This window comes from Paraburkholderia mimosarum LMG 23256 = NBRC 106338 (assembly GCF_000739815.1).
Classification (GTDB): Bacteria; Pseudomonadota; Gammaproteobacteria; order Burkholderiales; family Burkholderiaceae; genus Paraburkholderia; species Paraburkholderia mimosarum.
In genome coordinates, this window is the sequence record NZ_BBJJ01000016.1 from 71705 (window position 1) to 86893 (window position 15189).

Annotated in this window: 13 protein-coding genes, 1 pseudogene and 1 riboswitch; of the genes and pseudogenes, 6 read left to right on the forward strand and 8 right to left on the reverse strand. The window is 66.1% G+C overall.

Annotation, left to right across the window (positions count from 1 at the left end):
• The first annotated feature begins 37 nt into the window (after positions 1 to 37).
• The 3 genes and pseudogenes from BMI01S_RS14040 to ribB all read left to right on the forward strand — a co-directional run bounded on the left by BMI01S_RS14040 (position 38) and on the right by ribB (position 3417).
• On the forward strand, positions 38 to 1225 hold the full coding sequence (locus BMI01S_RS14040; RefSeq protein WP_028211791.1) for an MFS transporter: 1188 nt from the start codon (positions 38 to 40) through the stop codon (positions 1223 to 1225).
• A gap of 187 nt (positions 1226 to 1412) precedes the next feature.
• Positions 1413 to 2087: pseudogene (locus BMI01S_RS14045) on the forward strand (helix-turn-helix domain-containing protein); the annotation flags it as partial.
• Positions 2088 to 2347: 260 nt separating this feature from the next.
• A riboswitch (FMN riboswitch) is annotated at positions 2348 to 2520 on the forward strand.
• A gap of 168 nt (positions 2521 to 2688) precedes the next feature.
• Positions 2689 to 3417, forward strand: coding sequence for a 3,4-dihydroxy-2-butanone-4-phosphate synthase (gene ribB / locus BMI01S_RS14050; protein ID WP_028211790.1), 729 nt, complete (start codon positions 2689 to 2691; stop codon positions 3415 to 3417).
• Positions 3418 to 3502: 85 nt separating this feature from the next.
• Here the strand turns inward: ribB and BMI01S_RS14055 are convergent, their stop codons facing one another.
• Positions 3503 to 4189 carry an HAD family hydrolase gene (locus BMI01S_RS14055; RefSeq protein ID WP_028211789.1) on the reverse strand — a complete coding sequence of 229 codons (687 nt, stop codon included), beginning with the start codon at positions 4187 to 4189 and terminating at the stop codon, positions 3503 to 3505.
• Between the two features lie 250 nt (positions 4190 to 4439).
• Between BMI01S_RS14055 and BMI01S_RS14060 the strand changes: the two genes are divergently transcribed.
• Positions 4440 to 4814 (forward strand): hypothetical protein, encoded by a 375-nt coding sequence (locus tag BMI01S_RS14060; RefSeq protein ID WP_028211788.1) that lies wholly within the window; start codon positions 4440 to 4442, stop codon positions 4812 to 4814.
• 267 nt (positions 4815 to 5081) lie between these two features.
• Here BMI01S_RS14060 and BMI01S_RS14065 read toward each other — a convergent pair whose 3' ends face one another.
• On the reverse strand, positions 5082 to 5279 hold the full coding sequence (locus tag BMI01S_RS14065; RefSeq protein WP_028211787.1) for a hypothetical protein: 198 nt from the start codon (positions 5277 to 5279) through the stop codon (positions 5082 to 5084).
• Positions 5280 to 5950: 671 nt separating this feature from the next.
• Between BMI01S_RS14065 and BMI01S_RS14070 the strand changes: the two genes are divergently transcribed.
• A complete protein-coding gene (locus BMI01S_RS14070) occupies positions 5951 to 6784 on the forward strand; it encodes a ferritin-like domain-containing protein (protein ID WP_028211786.1) in 834 nt (277 codons plus the stop codon).
• A gap of 113 nt (positions 6785 to 6897) precedes the next feature.
• On the opposite strand, the gene BMI01S_RS14075 is transcribed toward BMI01S_RS14070, so the two are convergent.
• The 4 genes from BMI01S_RS14075 to BMI01S_RS14090 form a co-directional block, all read right to left on the reverse strand.
• Positions 6898 to 8595 carry a DEAD/DEAH box helicase gene (locus BMI01S_RS14075; RefSeq protein ID WP_028230965.1) on the reverse strand — a complete coding sequence of 566 codons (1698 nt, stop codon included), beginning with the start codon at positions 8593 to 8595 and terminating at the stop codon, positions 6898 to 6900.
• Between the two features lie 258 nt (positions 8596 to 8853).
• Positions 8854 to 9474 carry a PAQR family membrane homeostasis protein TrhA gene (gene trhA, locus BMI01S_RS14080; RefSeq protein ID WP_028211784.1) on the reverse strand — a complete coding sequence of 207 codons (621 nt, stop codon included), beginning with the start codon at positions 9472 to 9474 and terminating at the stop codon, positions 8854 to 8856.
• A 288-nt stretch (positions 9475 to 9762) separates the two neighbouring features.
• Positions 9763 to 11058, reverse strand: coding sequence for a cytochrome c (locus BMI01S_RS14085; RefSeq protein ID WP_028211783.1), 1296 nt, complete (start codon positions 11056 to 11058; stop codon positions 9763 to 9765).
• 22 nt (positions 11059 to 11080) lie between these two features.
• Positions 11081 to 11848, reverse strand: a complete 768-nt coding sequence (locus BMI01S_RS14090) for a c-type cytochrome (RefSeq protein WP_028211782.1) — start codon at positions 11846 to 11848, stop codon at positions 11081 to 11083.
• A gap of 641 nt (positions 11849 to 12489) precedes the next feature.
• Between BMI01S_RS14090 and BMI01S_RS14095 the strand changes: the two genes are divergently transcribed.
• On the forward strand, positions 12490 to 13416 hold the full coding sequence (locus BMI01S_RS14095; RefSeq protein ID WP_028211781.1) for a copper resistance D family protein: 927 nt from the start codon (positions 12490 to 12492) through the stop codon (positions 13414 to 13416).
• 39 nt (positions 13417 to 13455) lie between these two features.
• Here BMI01S_RS14095 and BMI01S_RS14100 read toward each other — a convergent pair whose 3' ends face one another.
• Both BMI01S_RS14100 and dgoD read right to left on the reverse strand, forming a co-directional pair.
• Complete coding sequence (locus BMI01S_RS14100) at positions 13456 to 13755, reverse strand: hypothetical protein (protein ID WP_028211780.1); 300 nt, start codon at positions 13753 to 13755, stop codon at positions 13456 to 13458.
• A 285-nt stretch (positions 13756 to 14040) separates the two neighbouring features.
• Positions 14041 to 15189: a galactonate dehydratase gene (gene dgoD, locus BMI01S_RS14105; protein ID WP_028211779.1), complete on the reverse strand. Its 1149-nt coding sequence runs from the start codon at positions 15187 to 15189 to the stop codon at positions 14041 to 14043.

Below are 15189 nucleotides of genomic sequence, written 5' to 3' on the forward strand. Positions count from 1 at the left end.
AACCCGATTGAATCCAGGCTCGTTGACGGAGATTTCGATGCCCATTCCCTTGCTCGCGCTGGCCATCAGCGCCTTTGCCATCGGCACCACTGAGTTCCTCATCATGGGCCTGTTGCCCGACGTCGCGCGCGATCTGAACGTGACGATTCCCGCCGCGGGCCTGCTCGTGACCGGCTATGCGCTCGGCGTGGCGGCCGGCGCGCCGCTTCTTGCCGCGCTGACCAGCCGCATGCCGCGCAAGCTCGCGCTGCAATTGCTGATGGGCGTGTTCATCGTCGGTAACGTGATGTGCGCGCTCGCCTCGACCTACGCGCTGCTGATGGTCGCACGCGTCGTGGCCTCGTTTGCGCACGGCTCGTTCTTCGGCATCGGCGCCGTGGTGGCCGCCTCGCTCGTGCCGCAGGAAAAGCGGGCGAGCGCCATTGCGCTGATGTTCACCGGCCTCACGCTTGCCACCGTGCTCGGCGTGCCGTTCGGCACAGCCATTGGCCAGCAGTTCGGCTGGCGCATGGCGTTCTGGATCGTGAGCGGCCTGGGCGTGCTCTCGCTCATTGGCGTGACGGCCCTGGTTCCCAACCATCACGACAGCGGCCCATCCGGTCTCGGCCACGAAGTGCGCGTGCTGCGCGACCCGCAGGTGTGGCTCGCGCTCGGCATGACGGTGCTGGGCTTTGGCGGCGTGTTCGTCGTGTTCACCTACATTGCGCCGATTCTCGAACAGGTGGGCGGCTTCTCGCCGCGCGGCGTGACGCTGATGCTGGTGCTGTTCGGCGTGGGCCTGACGCTCGGCAACACCTTGGGCGGCAAGCTCGCGGACCGCGCGCTGATGCCTTCGCTCATGGGCATTCTCGTGGTGCTCGCCGTGGTGATGGCCATCTTTACGAGGACGAGCCATGCGATGTGGCCGGCTGCCGTCACCGTGTTCGTCTGGGGGATCGCCGCGTTCGCGACCGTGCCGCCGCTGCAGATGCGCGTGGTCGCGAAGGCCGCGGCGGCGCCGAATCTCGCCTCGACGCTGAACATCGGTGCGTTCAACGTGGGCAATGCAATGGGCGCCTGGATGGGCGGGCTCGCCATTGCACACGGCGTGGCACTCGACTCGCTGCCTTGGGTGGCTGCGGCCGTCTCGGTGGCAGCGCTCGTGCTCACATGGGCGGCGGCGCGGCTCGATGCGCGCGCCGTACCGCTGCGCGACGCGCACGTGGCGGCGCGGCAGAATACGTGAGCGCCCGACGAGGGCAATGCGCAAGGCCGCGCCTTATGCGCAGGGCGCGAAAGCAATCCCCGAATCCCGCTCTGCAATGCTGATAACAGTGTGAAGATAACTTCGTTGGGCGCGGCAAATCGCGATGCTAGTCTTGCCTCCATTCACGCTCATGCGCTGCTTCCACGCGGCGCGCCAGGAGGCAGCCATGCATTCCCCTCTCGCGCTCGTGCGCGATGCGCAGCCCAATATTGCGCAGACCGAAGGATCCGGATACGCGCCCGACACGTTCGACACGCTCGAGCATCTCGTGGGCGTGAATCTCGCGCGGTTGCGCGCCGAACGCCAGCTTTCTCTCGACGCGCTTGCGCGCGCCTCGGGTGTCTCGCGCGCGATGCTGGCCCAGGTCGAGTCGGCGCGCAGCGTGCCGTCGATCAAGGTGCTGTGCAAGGTGGCGGCGGCGCTGAAGGTATCGGTTGCGGCGTTCTTGCGGCGCCATGCCGTGAACGGTTTCGAGCATCTGCCCGCCGAGCGCGCGCCGCGACTCGTTTCCGCCGACGGCCGCTACTCGGCGCGCGCACTCTACCCGGAAGGCGAGCGCACCGCCGTCGAATTCCACGAACTGCGCGTGGCGGCGCTGCATACGGAGCCCGGCGTGCGTCGGCCGCCCGGCACCACGATGAATCTCGTGGTGAGCGAGGGCACGCTCGAAGTGCGCGTGAACGATCGGCGCCAACTGCTCGCAACGGGCGACGCGATTCAGTTCGACGCCGACCAGCCGCACAGCCTGCGTAATCCCGGCGACACCGAAGCGCGCGTGTTCCGCGTGACGCTGAACGCCGAGACACCGCCGCGTTGGGGCGTGCCTGCCCCGGCGTCCGCCGGCGAGCCGGGATCGACGGTCGATGCGGCCGATCCAGTCGATGCGAGCGATGCGGTCGAGACGGCCCATGAAATCGCCGAAGTGGCCGCGCGGCCGGTATGAACGGCGCTGCGCCCCACCAGGCGGACCTTGCGCCGATGCGGGAATGCACAAGACCCGTTTCGGTAGCCTTGTCTAATCGAGCTTTTTCGCGCTGCACGATCGCGCGGCCTGTTATATTCTTTGCCCGCCGGCTAATTCAGCTAATGAGCCGGTAATCAGTGCGTCTTCAGGGCGGGGTGCAATTCCCCACCGGCGGTATGCCGGCCGCGCCGCAAGGCAAGGCCTGCGAGCCCGCGAGCGCCTGCGCGAGCCTCGTTGTTTGCGCGCAGGGTCAGCAGATCTGGTGCGAAGCCAGAGCCGACGGTCATAGTCCGGATGGAAGAAGATGTGCAGATGGTCATGTTTGCCCATCCGCCGCGGCGTTTCGGCCGACACGCGTGCGTTCCTCGTTGTGTTCGAGGCACGCGGCATGTCTGCCGAACGGCGCGCGCCGGGGATTCCTGTCTGTTTGCAATGCCCTGAAACGTTTTTCGCCTAACTCTCGCGAGGAGCGTTTCACATGTCTCTTACTGCCAGTTCCACCTTCGCATCGTCCCAAGGCGCGCCGCTCGACGCCGCTGCCGATCTCCCGTTTCTCGAATCGGAACCGATGCCGCCGCGCATCGCCGCCGCGCTGCAAGCCATGCGTGAAGGCCGCCCGGTCGTCCTGCAGGACGACCACGACCGCGAGGACGAAGCCGATCTGATCGTCGCCGCCGAGCGCCTCACGACCGAAACGATGGCGCTCTTCATCCGCGAATGCAGCGGCATCGTCTGCCTGTGCCTCTCGGAAGAAAAGGTGCGCGCGCTCGAACTTCCGCCCATGGTGTCGCACAACGAAAGCCGCAACCGCACCGCGTTCACGGTCTCGATCGAGGCGCGCGAGGGCGTGAGCACGGGCGTTTCGGCCGCCGACCGGGCGACGACGATCCGCGCCGCGATCGCCCCGAACGCGAAGCCGGCCGATATCGTGCGCCCCGGTCATGTGTTCCCGCTGCGTGCCCAGCAAGGCGGCGTGCTGGCGCGCCGCGGCCACACCGAAGGCACCGTGGACCTGGCGGTGCTCGCGGGCCTCGCGCCTGCGGGCGTGCTCTGCGAACTGATGAACCCCGACGGCACGATGGCGCGCGGCAAGCAGATCGACGACTTCGCGAAACTCCACAACCTGCCGATGCTGACGATTGCCGAACTCGTGGCGTTTCGCGAGTCGCTCGCCGTGGCGCGCGAGCGCTGCGCCGAGCCGGCCTGACGCGGGCTGGCCGAAGTAGCGGGTCGAGCGACGTGGCGCTGTTGGGCGCTGCGTCGCGCGTCTTCCGCGGGCGCGCAGCCGGATTTTACGACTGCACGTCGCCGAACTCGCCGCGCACGCCGGCCTCGACGAGCGCGGGCAGCTCTTCCATGTGCGCCATGATGCGCGTGATGCCCATCTCGCGCAGCACATCGGCGTAGCCAGAAGGAATATGGCTCGCGCCGACGAACGCGATCGTCTTCATGCCGGCCGCGCGCGCGGCATTCAACCCAGAAATGCTGTCCTCCACGACGACGCAGCGCGCCGGCTCCACGCCGAGTTGCCGCGCCGCGTGCAGATAGACGTCCGGGTAAGGCTTGGGACGCGCGACCTGCTCGGCGCTGAAGATCCGCTCGCCGAAGATCGTGTCGAGCCCGGCGCGCCGCACCGAGGCGTGCACGCGCGTGATCCGGCTGTTCGAGACGACGGCGGCAGGCAGCGTGACCTTGTGCAAGGCATCGCGTACGCCGTTGATCGGGCTCACCGATTCCGCAATGGCGGCTTCGCAGCGATGCTCGATCGTCTCGAGAAAGTCGTCGGGCAGCGTGAGGTTAAAGCGCGCGGCGACGTCGGCGAGAAAGCGCGAGGTCTGCTGGCCGAACGCCGCATTCACGGCGGCGTGGAAATCGATGCCGGGGAAGGTGCTGCTGAGCGTTTCGAAAAGCACGCGGTCGGCGATGACTTCGCTGTCGACGAGCACGCCGTCACAGTCGCAGATGAGATGGTCGATCATGCGTGAAACGAGAGGCCGGGCGACGCTTGGCCAAGGGCCGATGCGCGCTGCGGCCAGGCAGGCGAGAAGGTGGAAACCCCCCATCATACGTGCTTTTGCTTTTTGCACGGAGTGGGCTCAGGGGCCACGACGTCATCCGCTTCCCTCGCCCCGGCGGACCGTCCAGATGTGGCTCGCGCGGCTCGGTGCGACAATGGCGGCGTCGGGACGCCACTGTTCCAACCGTCGAAAAAACTGCAACGAGGCAATCATGCGTGGAATAGCGATGATCGGTGCGGCCATACTGGTCGCGGGGTGCGTTGGCGCGCCGCCGGGGCCCGAGGGAGGGGGGCGCGCGCCTTCGCTCGCCGCCTTGCAGCAGATGTGCGGCCAAACGGCGGACTTCGGCGCGTACGCGCCGGGCGTCTACTCGGCGATTCTCGACGCCTGGGTCGCCAATCGACGCGGCAGGTTGCCTCAGGACCAGTTTTGCGGTTTTCAGGTGGCGCTCGCGCAGCAGTACGCCGCGCTCGGCAAAAGCACCGAGCCCGAGGCGCATAGCCAGTGGGTGAAGTTCCTCAACGCCCAGCGCGCGCAGGCGCTGAGCTGGCGTGCAGCAGCCGACCCCACGCTGCGGGCGGGCTAGACGGGCAATTCAGTGGCAAGGCGCTCGTGAGCGCAGGAAATCCGCTCCCGGACGAGAGCACGCAACAGTGCGCAAAAAAATGGTCACGCGGGCATGAAGCGCGCGGGTCCGCGTGACCATGCACTGCAGGCGCGTACGTCTACTGCCGTGCGCCTGCATCGGGGACGTGCCCGACAAGTCGGGCTGGCGGACGACCTCGCGTCCGCGCAAATCGGTAAAGGGCAATGGGGCCTGTGGCTGGGCGGGCGCCTGACCCGCAGGCTCAGGCTACGAACACCGTTTGATGGCGCGCAACGCAGAGTCGCCGATTTCGGTTAGTCGCCATTGCTGGAGGCCGGAAGCGAGGCGCTCCAGTTGGACGAGCTGTCGTTCGAGCAAGGCGTCCAGTTCTTCTCGCTCCATGTCGAGCTGATTGGGGGCGTCCTTCACTAGCAGCAGGGTGGCGAATTCATGCGGACTCAGCATCGTTCTCTCTCCGTGTTGCCGCATCAGAGGTCGCCCGTTGCGGCCCGCAGGGCGGCGCGGCGACAAAAATGCGGTGGTGTGAGCGAAAGCCTGCAACGACGCAGATCGAATGACTGGAGGGACCGGCCGCCCGAACCGCCTCTGCGCGGCCAAAACGGCATCCAGCCCGGGATCTGCCTCGGGGAACTGGAGTGTAGTCAACACCGCCGCGTTGTACAAACCACACCCCGAAAATTTTCCCTTTGACATTCGAGGCCACGCGCAGCGGTAGTGCGAGCCGCCCCGATTCGCGAAATCACTTGAGGTTCTTACCGCACTGCGGCAAGGGCACGGCCTCTGCATCGCAACTGGCGTCGCGGGACATGCGCTTTCGCGCTTGCCCCCGACAGCTCGATGAGTCGACCAGCACGGCAACGTGGCAAGCGGGCATGGCCACCCGCGCCGCATCCCGACTCACGATGTAGTGCAAACGAGGTGTTTGTTCCCGGAACTGTAGGCAACGGGTACGGTCTGTGCTGAATAACTGCAGCTACGCGAAACAACAGCTAAGATGCAATAGGGATGGCTGATAACCTTTCACTGCGCGACAGACACGACATGCCGAGCCTCGGGGGGCGCCGGTCATGCGCCGCGCGCCGTGAGCGTAGCGACCGCTTCGGGAGTACGACACAATGCGTAACGACAACGAGCCTCGCCATGAGATGCCCTGGCGCATCGAAGACATCGATCTCACCCGTATCGACCGTCGACGGGCCGCCGCCAACGAAGATCTGATGCTGCTCCTGTGCGCCTCTTCGTTCATCGAAAGCGGCTCCGACCTTTACACCAGCAACCTGAGCGTGTTTTTCAACGGCGACCCCGAAGTCTCGGAGTGGCTCAATCGCGAATGGGAGCCCGAGGAGCTTCAGCATGGCCGTGCGCTGAAGACCTACATTCAACACGTATGGCCCGACTTCGACTGGGATACGGCGTTCCGAAATTTCATCGACGAGTATTCGAAGACCTGTTCGTTCGAGGAGTTCGAGAGGACCCGCGCGCTTGAAATGGTGGCGCGCTGCGTGGTGGAAACCGGCACGGCGACGCTCTACCGTGCGATCGGCGAATGCTCGAACGACCCCGTGCTCAAGGAAATCACCGACAACATCCGCAGCGACGAAGTGCGCCACTACAAGCACTTTTTCCGCTATTTCAAGAAGTACAACCAGATAGAAGGCCATGGGCGTCTGGCCGTGCTCGGTGCGCTCATGCGCCGCGTGATGGAGATCAAGAACGAGGATTCCGAGATCGCGCTGCGTCATGTATTCGCGGGCCGCTATCCCGACCGCGTACGCGACGAGGCCTATAGCCGCGAGTTGACCGCACGCGTGAACAAGCTCGTGCGCCGCAATCTTTCCGCCGACATGTGCGTGAAGATGCTGCTCAAGCCGCTCAACCTGCCCGCGAAGATTCAGCCGGGTGTGCACTATCCGCTCGCGAAGATCACGCAGCACGTTTTCTTCCGCTAGCGCTGGCGCGCCGCGAAAAAAAAGCCCGCTGGAAAGCGGGCTTTTTTGTCTGCAGTAGCGCCCGCCGCACAACGACCGACGCACGGCCGACTGAGGGGCGGGAGCGCGGGAGATCAGCGATCGCGCTGGCCGTTGCCGTCGCGCCGATTGCTGCCGCCCGGGCGGCCGCCGAGCAGCGCGCCGGGGTTGGATTGCGGCTTGCGTTGCGGGCGGCCAAGCGCGCTCTCGTGCGAGACGCCGCGCTGACTTTCGCGGCGCGTGTGCTCGCCGCGCTGACTTTCGCGGCGCGTGTGCTCGCCGCGCGCGCCTTGTGCGCCGTGATTCGCGCCTTGCTTGACGGGTTTTGCCGTGCGCACGCCGCCGCCGTTCGAGGCCGGCTTGGCCTGGCGCTGACCGCCATTGCCGCCGCTATTGGATGCCTGCGCGCGGTTGCTTTCACGGCCACCGTCACGATTACCTTCGCGGCCGCCTTCGCGCCCACCTTCGCGCCCACCTTCGCGCCCACCTTCGCGATTACCGCCGCGCGATTCGCGCGGCTCGCGTGCTTCACGCGCTTGCGCTGGGCGGCCGCTGTTGGCGCCATTCGACGCCCCGCGGCCCTGACCTTGCCCCTGGCGCGGCGAGCGGCCTTGCGGCTGGCTACGGCGCTGGATCGGCTCCGGCTTCGCGTTCGGGTCCGGCTCGAAGCCCGGAATGACCTCTTGCGGCACTGCGCGCTTGATCAGCTTCTCGATGTCCTTGAGCAGCTGATGCTCGTCCACGCACACGAGCGACACCGCCTCGCCCGTCGCGCCCGCGCGGCCGGTGCGGCCGATGCGGTGCACATAGTCCTCGGGCACGTTCGGCAGGTCGTAGTTCACCACGTGCGGGAGCTGGTCGATATCGATGCCGCGCGCGGCGATGTCGGTGGCGACCAGGACCTGCAGCGTGCCGTCCTTGAACTCGCTCAACGCGCGCGTGCGCGCCGATTGGCTCTTGTTGCCGTGAATCGCGAGCGCGCTGATGCCGTCCTTCGTGAGTTGCTCGGCAAGGCGGTTCGCGCCGTGCTTCGTGCGCGTGAACACGAGCACCTGGAACCAGTTGTGCTGGCGGATGAGGTGCGTGAGCAGGTCGCGCTTGCGGTCGCGGTCGACGGGATAGATCTTCTGCGCAACGGTTTCGGCCGTGGTGTTGCGGCGCGCGACTTCGATGAGCGCCGGCGAGTCGAGCAGGTTGTCGGCGAGCGCCTTGATCTCGTCGGCGAACGTGGCCGAGAAGAGCAAGTTCTGGCGCTTGGGCGGCAGCTTCGCGAGCACGCGCTTGATGTCGTGGATGAAGCCCATGTCGAGCATGCGATCGGCTTCGTCGAGCACGAGAATCTCGAGCTGAGAAAGGTCGATCGTCTTCTGCTGCATGTGATCGAGCAGGCGCCCTGGCGTCGCGACCACGATGTCCACGCCGCGCCTGAGCGCGTCGATCTGCGGATTGATGCCCACGCCGCCGAACATCACCGTGGACTTGAGCTTCAGATACTTGCCGTAGGCGCGCACGCTCTCTTCGACCTGTGCGGCGAGTTCACGCGTGGGCGTGAGGATCAGCGCCCGCACCACGCGCTTGCCATTCGCGCCCGGTGGCATGTCCGAGAGGCGTTGCAGGATCGGCAGCGTGAAGCCGGCGGTCTTGCCTGTGCCGGTTTGCGCGCCGGCGAGCAGGTCGCCGCCGCCGAGCACGGCGGGAATCGCTTGCGCCTGGATCGGCGTGGGCGTGCTGTAGCCAAGTTCGTTGACGGCGCGGACCAGCGGTTCGGACAAGCCGAGAGAATCGAAAGACATAAACACCTGTTGTATTGCATCAGCGCTGGCGTCGCTTCGCGGCCCATGGAGGCGCGCTGCGCAGCCAAACCAGCGTTCCCGGGTTCGAATGCGCCCGGTGAAGCCGCTCTCATGCGTTGTTCGGACGGCGCGCCAGTGCGCGCGCCGCATTTTTTCTTAATGGAACGGACGGTCGATCAAGACACGTCGTCTGGCGTTAAGTTGCGTCGCCCGGTCGCGGACACTGCGGCGACCGGGCGATGCCTTCACATTGACGCGTCACGCGACGTAGCGCGCGACGCTCACGAATTGACAGACGCTCCCGGCGAGCACGAACAGATGCCAGATTCCATGTCCGTGCCGGATGCGTTCGTCATTGACGAAAAAATAAATGCCGGCGCTGTAGATGAGGCCGCCGGCGAGTAGCCACGCCGTGCCTGCCGTCGGCAGGGCCTTGACGAGCGGGCGAACCGCCACCACCGCGAGCCAGCCCATCACCACGTACAGCACCATCGAAAACGCCCTGGTGCGCCGCCCGAGCGTGAGCTCCTGGACGATGCCGAGGGCCGCGAGCCCCCAACTCACGCCGAAGAGCGACCAGCCCCAAGGCCCGCGCAGGGTCACGAGCGAGAACGGAGTATAGCTTCCCGCGATGAGCAGATAGATCGCGGCATGGTCGCACTTCTGCAGCACGGCTTTCAGGCGCACGCCGCGCACGCCGTGATACAGCGTCGAGATCGTGTACAGCGCACACAACATTGCCCCGTATACCGCAAAGCTCACGACCTTGTACGCGTCGTGATCCAGCGCGGCGAGCGTCACGAGCGAGACCAGCCCCGCTACCGACAACATCGCGCCCACGAGGTGAGTCATGCTGTTCAGACGCTCACCGGCGTGCATGACGACCACTCCTTGTTCTTTTCGCCCGTAGTGCGCAGGGGAAACAGATCCCCCCTGCGCGGTCCGCAGTGCTCGACCACAGCGCCCAAACCCATGCCTGACGGGCCACGGAGCGGGCTGCACCGCGCGGCCGGCGACAAATGGCGAAGGGCGCAGCCCGCGGTTTCCGCGGATTGCGCCCTGGCAGGCAAACGCCACTATAGCAGTAACGGCCTGCGGGGGCCGTCGCGCTCGGCGTGGGACCCGAGCGAGCGCTGAAGCGCCAACCCCGGTCGACGCCGGCGCCGGTCAGTCGAGCGGCGACGAGCGCAGATCGGCGACCTGTTGCGGGGACACCGGCATGCCCTTGTTGCCCCACGACATACGGATGAACGTCACGACCGCCGCCACCTCCTGATTCGAGAGCGACTGTGCGAACGGCGGCATGCCGTAAGGGCGCGGGTTGCCCTCCGTGCTCGGCGGATAACCGCCGTTGAGCACCATGCGGATCGGATTCACGGCCGAATGCATCTGGATAGACTGATTGTTCGCAAGCGGCGGGAAGTTCGGCGGCATGCCGAGACCGTTGTCCGCGTGGCACTTGGCACACTGGTCATGGTAGATCTTCTGACCTTGCTGCAAGAGTTCGCCACCAAACGCTTCCGATGTCTCCATTTGCATCGTTTCGGGCGCTTCCTTCTTCTGCGGGATGGTCTTCAGGTACGTGGCCATCGCGTGGATGTCGTCATCCGAGAGATATTGCAGACTGTTGTGGATCACGTCCGCCATCGGGCCGAACACGGCGCCGCGCTCGGAAACGCCGGTCTTCAGGAGACTCGAGATGTCCCTGATGTCCCAGTCGCCGAGGCCGCCTTCGCTGCCCGTGAGCGACGGCGCGTACCAGTTCTGCAGCGGGATCAGACCGCCCGCGAAAGCCGCCGAGTTGACCGGACCGCCCATCGCGTTGATCGAGGTATGGCACATGCCGCAGTGGCCGAGGCCTTCCACGAGATACGCGCCGCGATTCCATTCGACCGATTTGGTCGGATCGGGCTTGTATTCGCCCTCGCGGAAGAACAGCGTGCGCCAGCCGATCAGCAGGTTGCGGTTGTTGAACGGGAACTTGAGTTCGTGCGGCCGGCTCGGCACGTTCACCGGCGGTACCGAGCGCAGATAGGCGAAGATCGCGTCCGAGTCGGCGCGCGTGACCCTGGTGTAGCTCGTGAACGGGAAGGCCGGATAGAGCAGGCTGCCGTCCTTCGAGCGACCCGTGTGCATGGCGCGGTAGAAGTCGTTGGCGCTCCACTTGCCGATGCCGTACTGGTCGTCGGGCGTGATGTTGGGCGTGTAGAGCGTGCCGAACGGCGTGGCCATCGGCAAGCCGCCCGCGAACATCTGGCCGCCGCGCACCGTGTGGCAGGCAATGCAGTCGCCGGCGCGGGCGAGGTATTCGCCCTTCTTGATGAGGTCGGCCTGGTCGGCGGGCGTCGCGGCCTGCACGGCGCCATTGCGCAGCCAGTCGGTGCCCGACCAGAGCACCGGTACGAGGGCCGCGGCGGCGGCCACGACGACGGCGGAAAGTGCGAACAGGGACTTTCGGTTCATATCGGCTGTCTCCCCCGGCGCCTTATTGCGGTTCGCTGCCGCAGGCAAGCGGCGTCTTCAGTGAGCCAGCGGGCGCCGGCACGGGGTTCTGCGGCGCGCTCTGCGTGGAGAGCCAGGCCGCGACCGCATTCACGTCATTGTCGGTGAGGCGCGTGGCGATCTCATGCATGCAGTCCGGTGCCTTCGCATGCCGCGAGCCCGAGCGCCAGGCGCCGATCTGCGCGCTGATATAGTCCGCATGCAAACCGACGAGGCCAGGAATGGCCGGCTCCATGCCCGTGAGCTTCGCGCCATGGCACGCCGCGCAGGCGGGCACCTGCTTGGCCGGATCGCCGTGCAGCACGATGGCCTGACCGCGCGCGAGCGTGTCACTGCCGACCGAAGGCTTCGCGGGCGGCGGATAGGGCGGTCGCTGCTGCGAGAAGTATGTCGCGATCTCGTGCAGGTAATCGTCGGAGAGATAGGTGACCAGATAATTCATCGGAGGGTACTTGCGGCGACCCTCGCGGAAGTTCATTAGCTGGTTGAACAGGTACTCGGCCGGTTTGCCCGCGAGACGCGGGAAGTAATCGTTGTCGGTGCCCTGGCCGTGCGTGCCGTGGCACGCGGTACAACCCTGCACGCGGGAAGCGATGGTGTCGGGGGCTTTGGGCTGTGGGGCTGACGCCGCCGTTTGGGCGTATGCAGCGCTGAGAACGCTGGTCGCCCCGAGCAAAAGTGCTGCTCCCAGAGGCGCGACGAGCGGAATGAGCGGTCGGAAGATACGTCTTGGGGACACGCGTAACTCCATCTTTATCGTGGACCTGACCAGGCTTCGAACGGCCCGGCTTGTAGGCTGCGCGCGATGAAAGCAGAAGACCCGTGCGCGCTGCGGCGACGCAGCAGATTCTAGCATCCGGGACTAATAGTGACCATTTGCCACATGCGCCACAAGCGTCTCGCGATGCCCTCGAGCCGCCGCGCGACGCGCTTGCGGCCGAGGGTCGCGGCGCCGGTTATGATTCTGCACCTGTTCGCCAATCGGTGACACGGGGTTGTCCCTCACCGGCGCCCCATCCGGCGAGCACCGGATGCCGTTCGCATGACTGAGGATGACGCTGCACGAGCGTGCTGCTTCGGTTCCCCTTCGTGACTCGATGCTCGTGCATTGAACTGGCGTTGACGGCGCATCGAATCGGCGACGTGGGTGCATCGAACCGCGCATTGAACCGCGCATTGAACCGATTCATGCGGCAGCTATCGAAGCAGGCACCGCTGCGGGACGCGCGACGTGCTGCGCGCGCGGCGGCTGCTGTTTTCATGTTGTTTTCATGTTGTTTCCTTGCCACTCGTCTCGATGACTCCTATTGCACTTTCCCTATCGTTGCTGCAAGCCACCTGTTCCGCTTCGCGCGCCGTTCGCGCGAGCCTCACGCGGGAGGGCGAAGTCCGATGAACGCTGACTGGCTCTCGATCGGGCAGGTCGCCATGGCGGCCATCGTCAACATGGCCTATGCGTTCGCGCTAGGGTCGGCGTTCTATGGCGCCTGGCTCGACAAGGACGGCCGCACGCCGGTCGCACCCGCGCGCCTTGCATGGCTGCGCGCGCAACGCTCGTTGCGTGCCTCGGCGTTCGTGCTCGTGGTCGCGCTCGTCATGTGGATGCTTTACGAGAGCGCGTCGGTGAGCGGCGAATCGTTGCCCGGCGCGTTCGGCGTGGTGCGCACCGTGCTCTCGCAAACGCGCGTTGGCCACGCATGGTCCGTCGCGCTCGCGGGGGCGCTCGTGCTGTTCGGCTGCGCGTTCGCGACCGCCAGCGTGGCGCGCGATGGCGTGCTGTGGCTCGCGCTCGTCGCCATCGCTGCGGGTCGCGCGGGCCTCGGCCATGCCGCCGATGCCGGCCTCGCTTCGGCGGCGCTCGGGCTGCATACGCTGCACTTGCTCAGCGCCAGCGCGTGGAGCGGCATCGTCATGGCGGGCGGCCTCGCCGTGCTGCCGGCGCTCGGCGCTTCGACCGCGCGCGGCGTGCTGATCCGCACCGCGGGCCAGGTCTCGAACGTGGCGTTCTTCGCCGTGGGCTTCGTGATCGCGACGGGCGTGTTCGACGCGCTGCGCGGCAGCGGCGGTTCGATCGACGCCATCGTGAACAGCACGTGGGGTCGTGTGCTTCTCATCAAGGTGGCGCTCGTTCTGATCGCACTCGTGATGGGCGGCTTCAACCGGCTGGTGGCGATGCCGGAACTGCGGCGCTCCGCGTCGACGGCGGCGGCGCGCCGCTTCGTCAACGTGATCCATCTCGAAGCGATCGTCATGATCGGCGTGCTGGTGACGGCGGCCGTGCTCGCGCACAGCGTGCCGGGCTACGTGTTGCAGGGCTGAAATGTCGTCGCAGCGGCTTGCTCGTCGCTTCCTGGCAGCTTATTCGTAGCCGAGCCGGTGACTGAGGATCGGCGCGAAGAAGAGGGCGATGGCGCAGCCGGTGGCGTTGCCTTCGAGTCCCGCGAGCGCGGCAACCGATGAAGGATTCGCGATCAGTGCGACCAGTTGCGGCGCGCACCATAGCGCCGCGGCGCCAATCGCGGCGTACTCCACACAGCCAATGCGCCAGCCGCGCGCGCAGGCGATGGCGCCGGCGAGCACGCGCAGAAAGCCGAAGAGGACGAGCGCGCCCACGGCGGCTTGTTCGCGGATCAGATAGTCGGGAAGCGACGCATCCATGGAAATCCCTTGCAACGCAGAGGTTGGGTTGCAGGGAAATCAGCAAGGAGCAGGCCAGTGGGAAGCGTCGGCCCGTGCAGGCTGCGTTCGCTGATGGCAGCGCCATGAGCGGCGCGGGTTTGCGTGAACTCGCTGTGTGTGCAAACGACATAGGCCGTTCGAGCGAATCGCAAGCGCGCGTGCAGGAGCACGCAAAGCCTCGGGAAACGTTACATCGCCGAAACGCGCGGAATTGACCGCGCCGCGTCACCGTGGCTGCCGCGCGTTTGGCGTTTCATCTGTGCATCACCATTCGGCGACGCTGCCGTCCTCGTGACGCCACACCGGATTGCGCCAGCGGTGCCCGGTTTTCGCCATCTCGCGCACTTTCTCTTCGTTCACGTCGATGCCGAGCCCTGGGCCCTGCGGAATCGACACGAAGCCGTCCTCGTACCTGAAAACCTCGGGATTCCTGATGTAGTCGAGCAGGTCGTTGCCCTTGTTGTAGTGAATGCCGAGGCTCTGTTCCTGGATGAACGCGTTGTAGCTCACCGCGTCGATCTGCAGGCAGGTGGCGAGCGCGATCGGACCGAGCGGGCAGTGCAGCGCGAGCGCGACGTCGTACGCCTCGGCCATCGCGGCGATCTTGCGGCACTCGGTGATGCCGCCCGCGTGCGAGGCGTCGGGCTGGATGATGTCGACGTAGCCGCCCGCGAGAATGTGCTTGAAGTCCCAGCGCGAGTAGAGGCGCTCACCCAGCGCGATCGGCGTGCTGGTCTGGTTGACGATGTCGCGCAGCGCCTCGACGTTCTCGGAAAGCACCGGCTCTTCGATGAACATCAGCTTGAACGGATCGAGTTCCTTCGCGAGCACCTTGGCCATCGGCTTGTGCACACGTCCATGGAAGTCCACGCCAATGCCGACGTTCGGGCCCACGGCTTCGCGCACAGCCGCGACGTTGTTGATGACGCCTTGGACCTTGTCGAACGTGTCGATGATCTGCAGTTCTTCGGAGCCGTTCATCTTCACGGCCTTGAAGCCGCGCTCGACCACGGCGCGCGCGTTGTTGGCGACGTCGCTCGGACGGTCGCCGCCGATCCACGAATACACCTTGATCTTGTCGCGCACCTGGCCGCCGAGCAGCGCATGCACGGGCACGCCGTGGTGCTTGCCCAGGATGTCCCATAGCGCCTGGTCGACGCCTGCAATGGCGCTCATCGAGATCGGGCCGCCACGGTAGAAGCCCGCGCGGTACATCACCTGCCAATGGTCTTCGATGAGGAGCGGGTCCTTGCCGATCAGATAGTCGGCGAGTTCTTCGACGGCGGCTGCGACCGTGTGGGCGCGACCCTCGACGACCGGCTCGCCCCAGCCGACGATGCCCTCGTCCGTTTCGATCTTGAGAAAGAGCCAGCGCGGCGGAACGACGAAGGTTTCGAGCCTGGTGATTTTCAT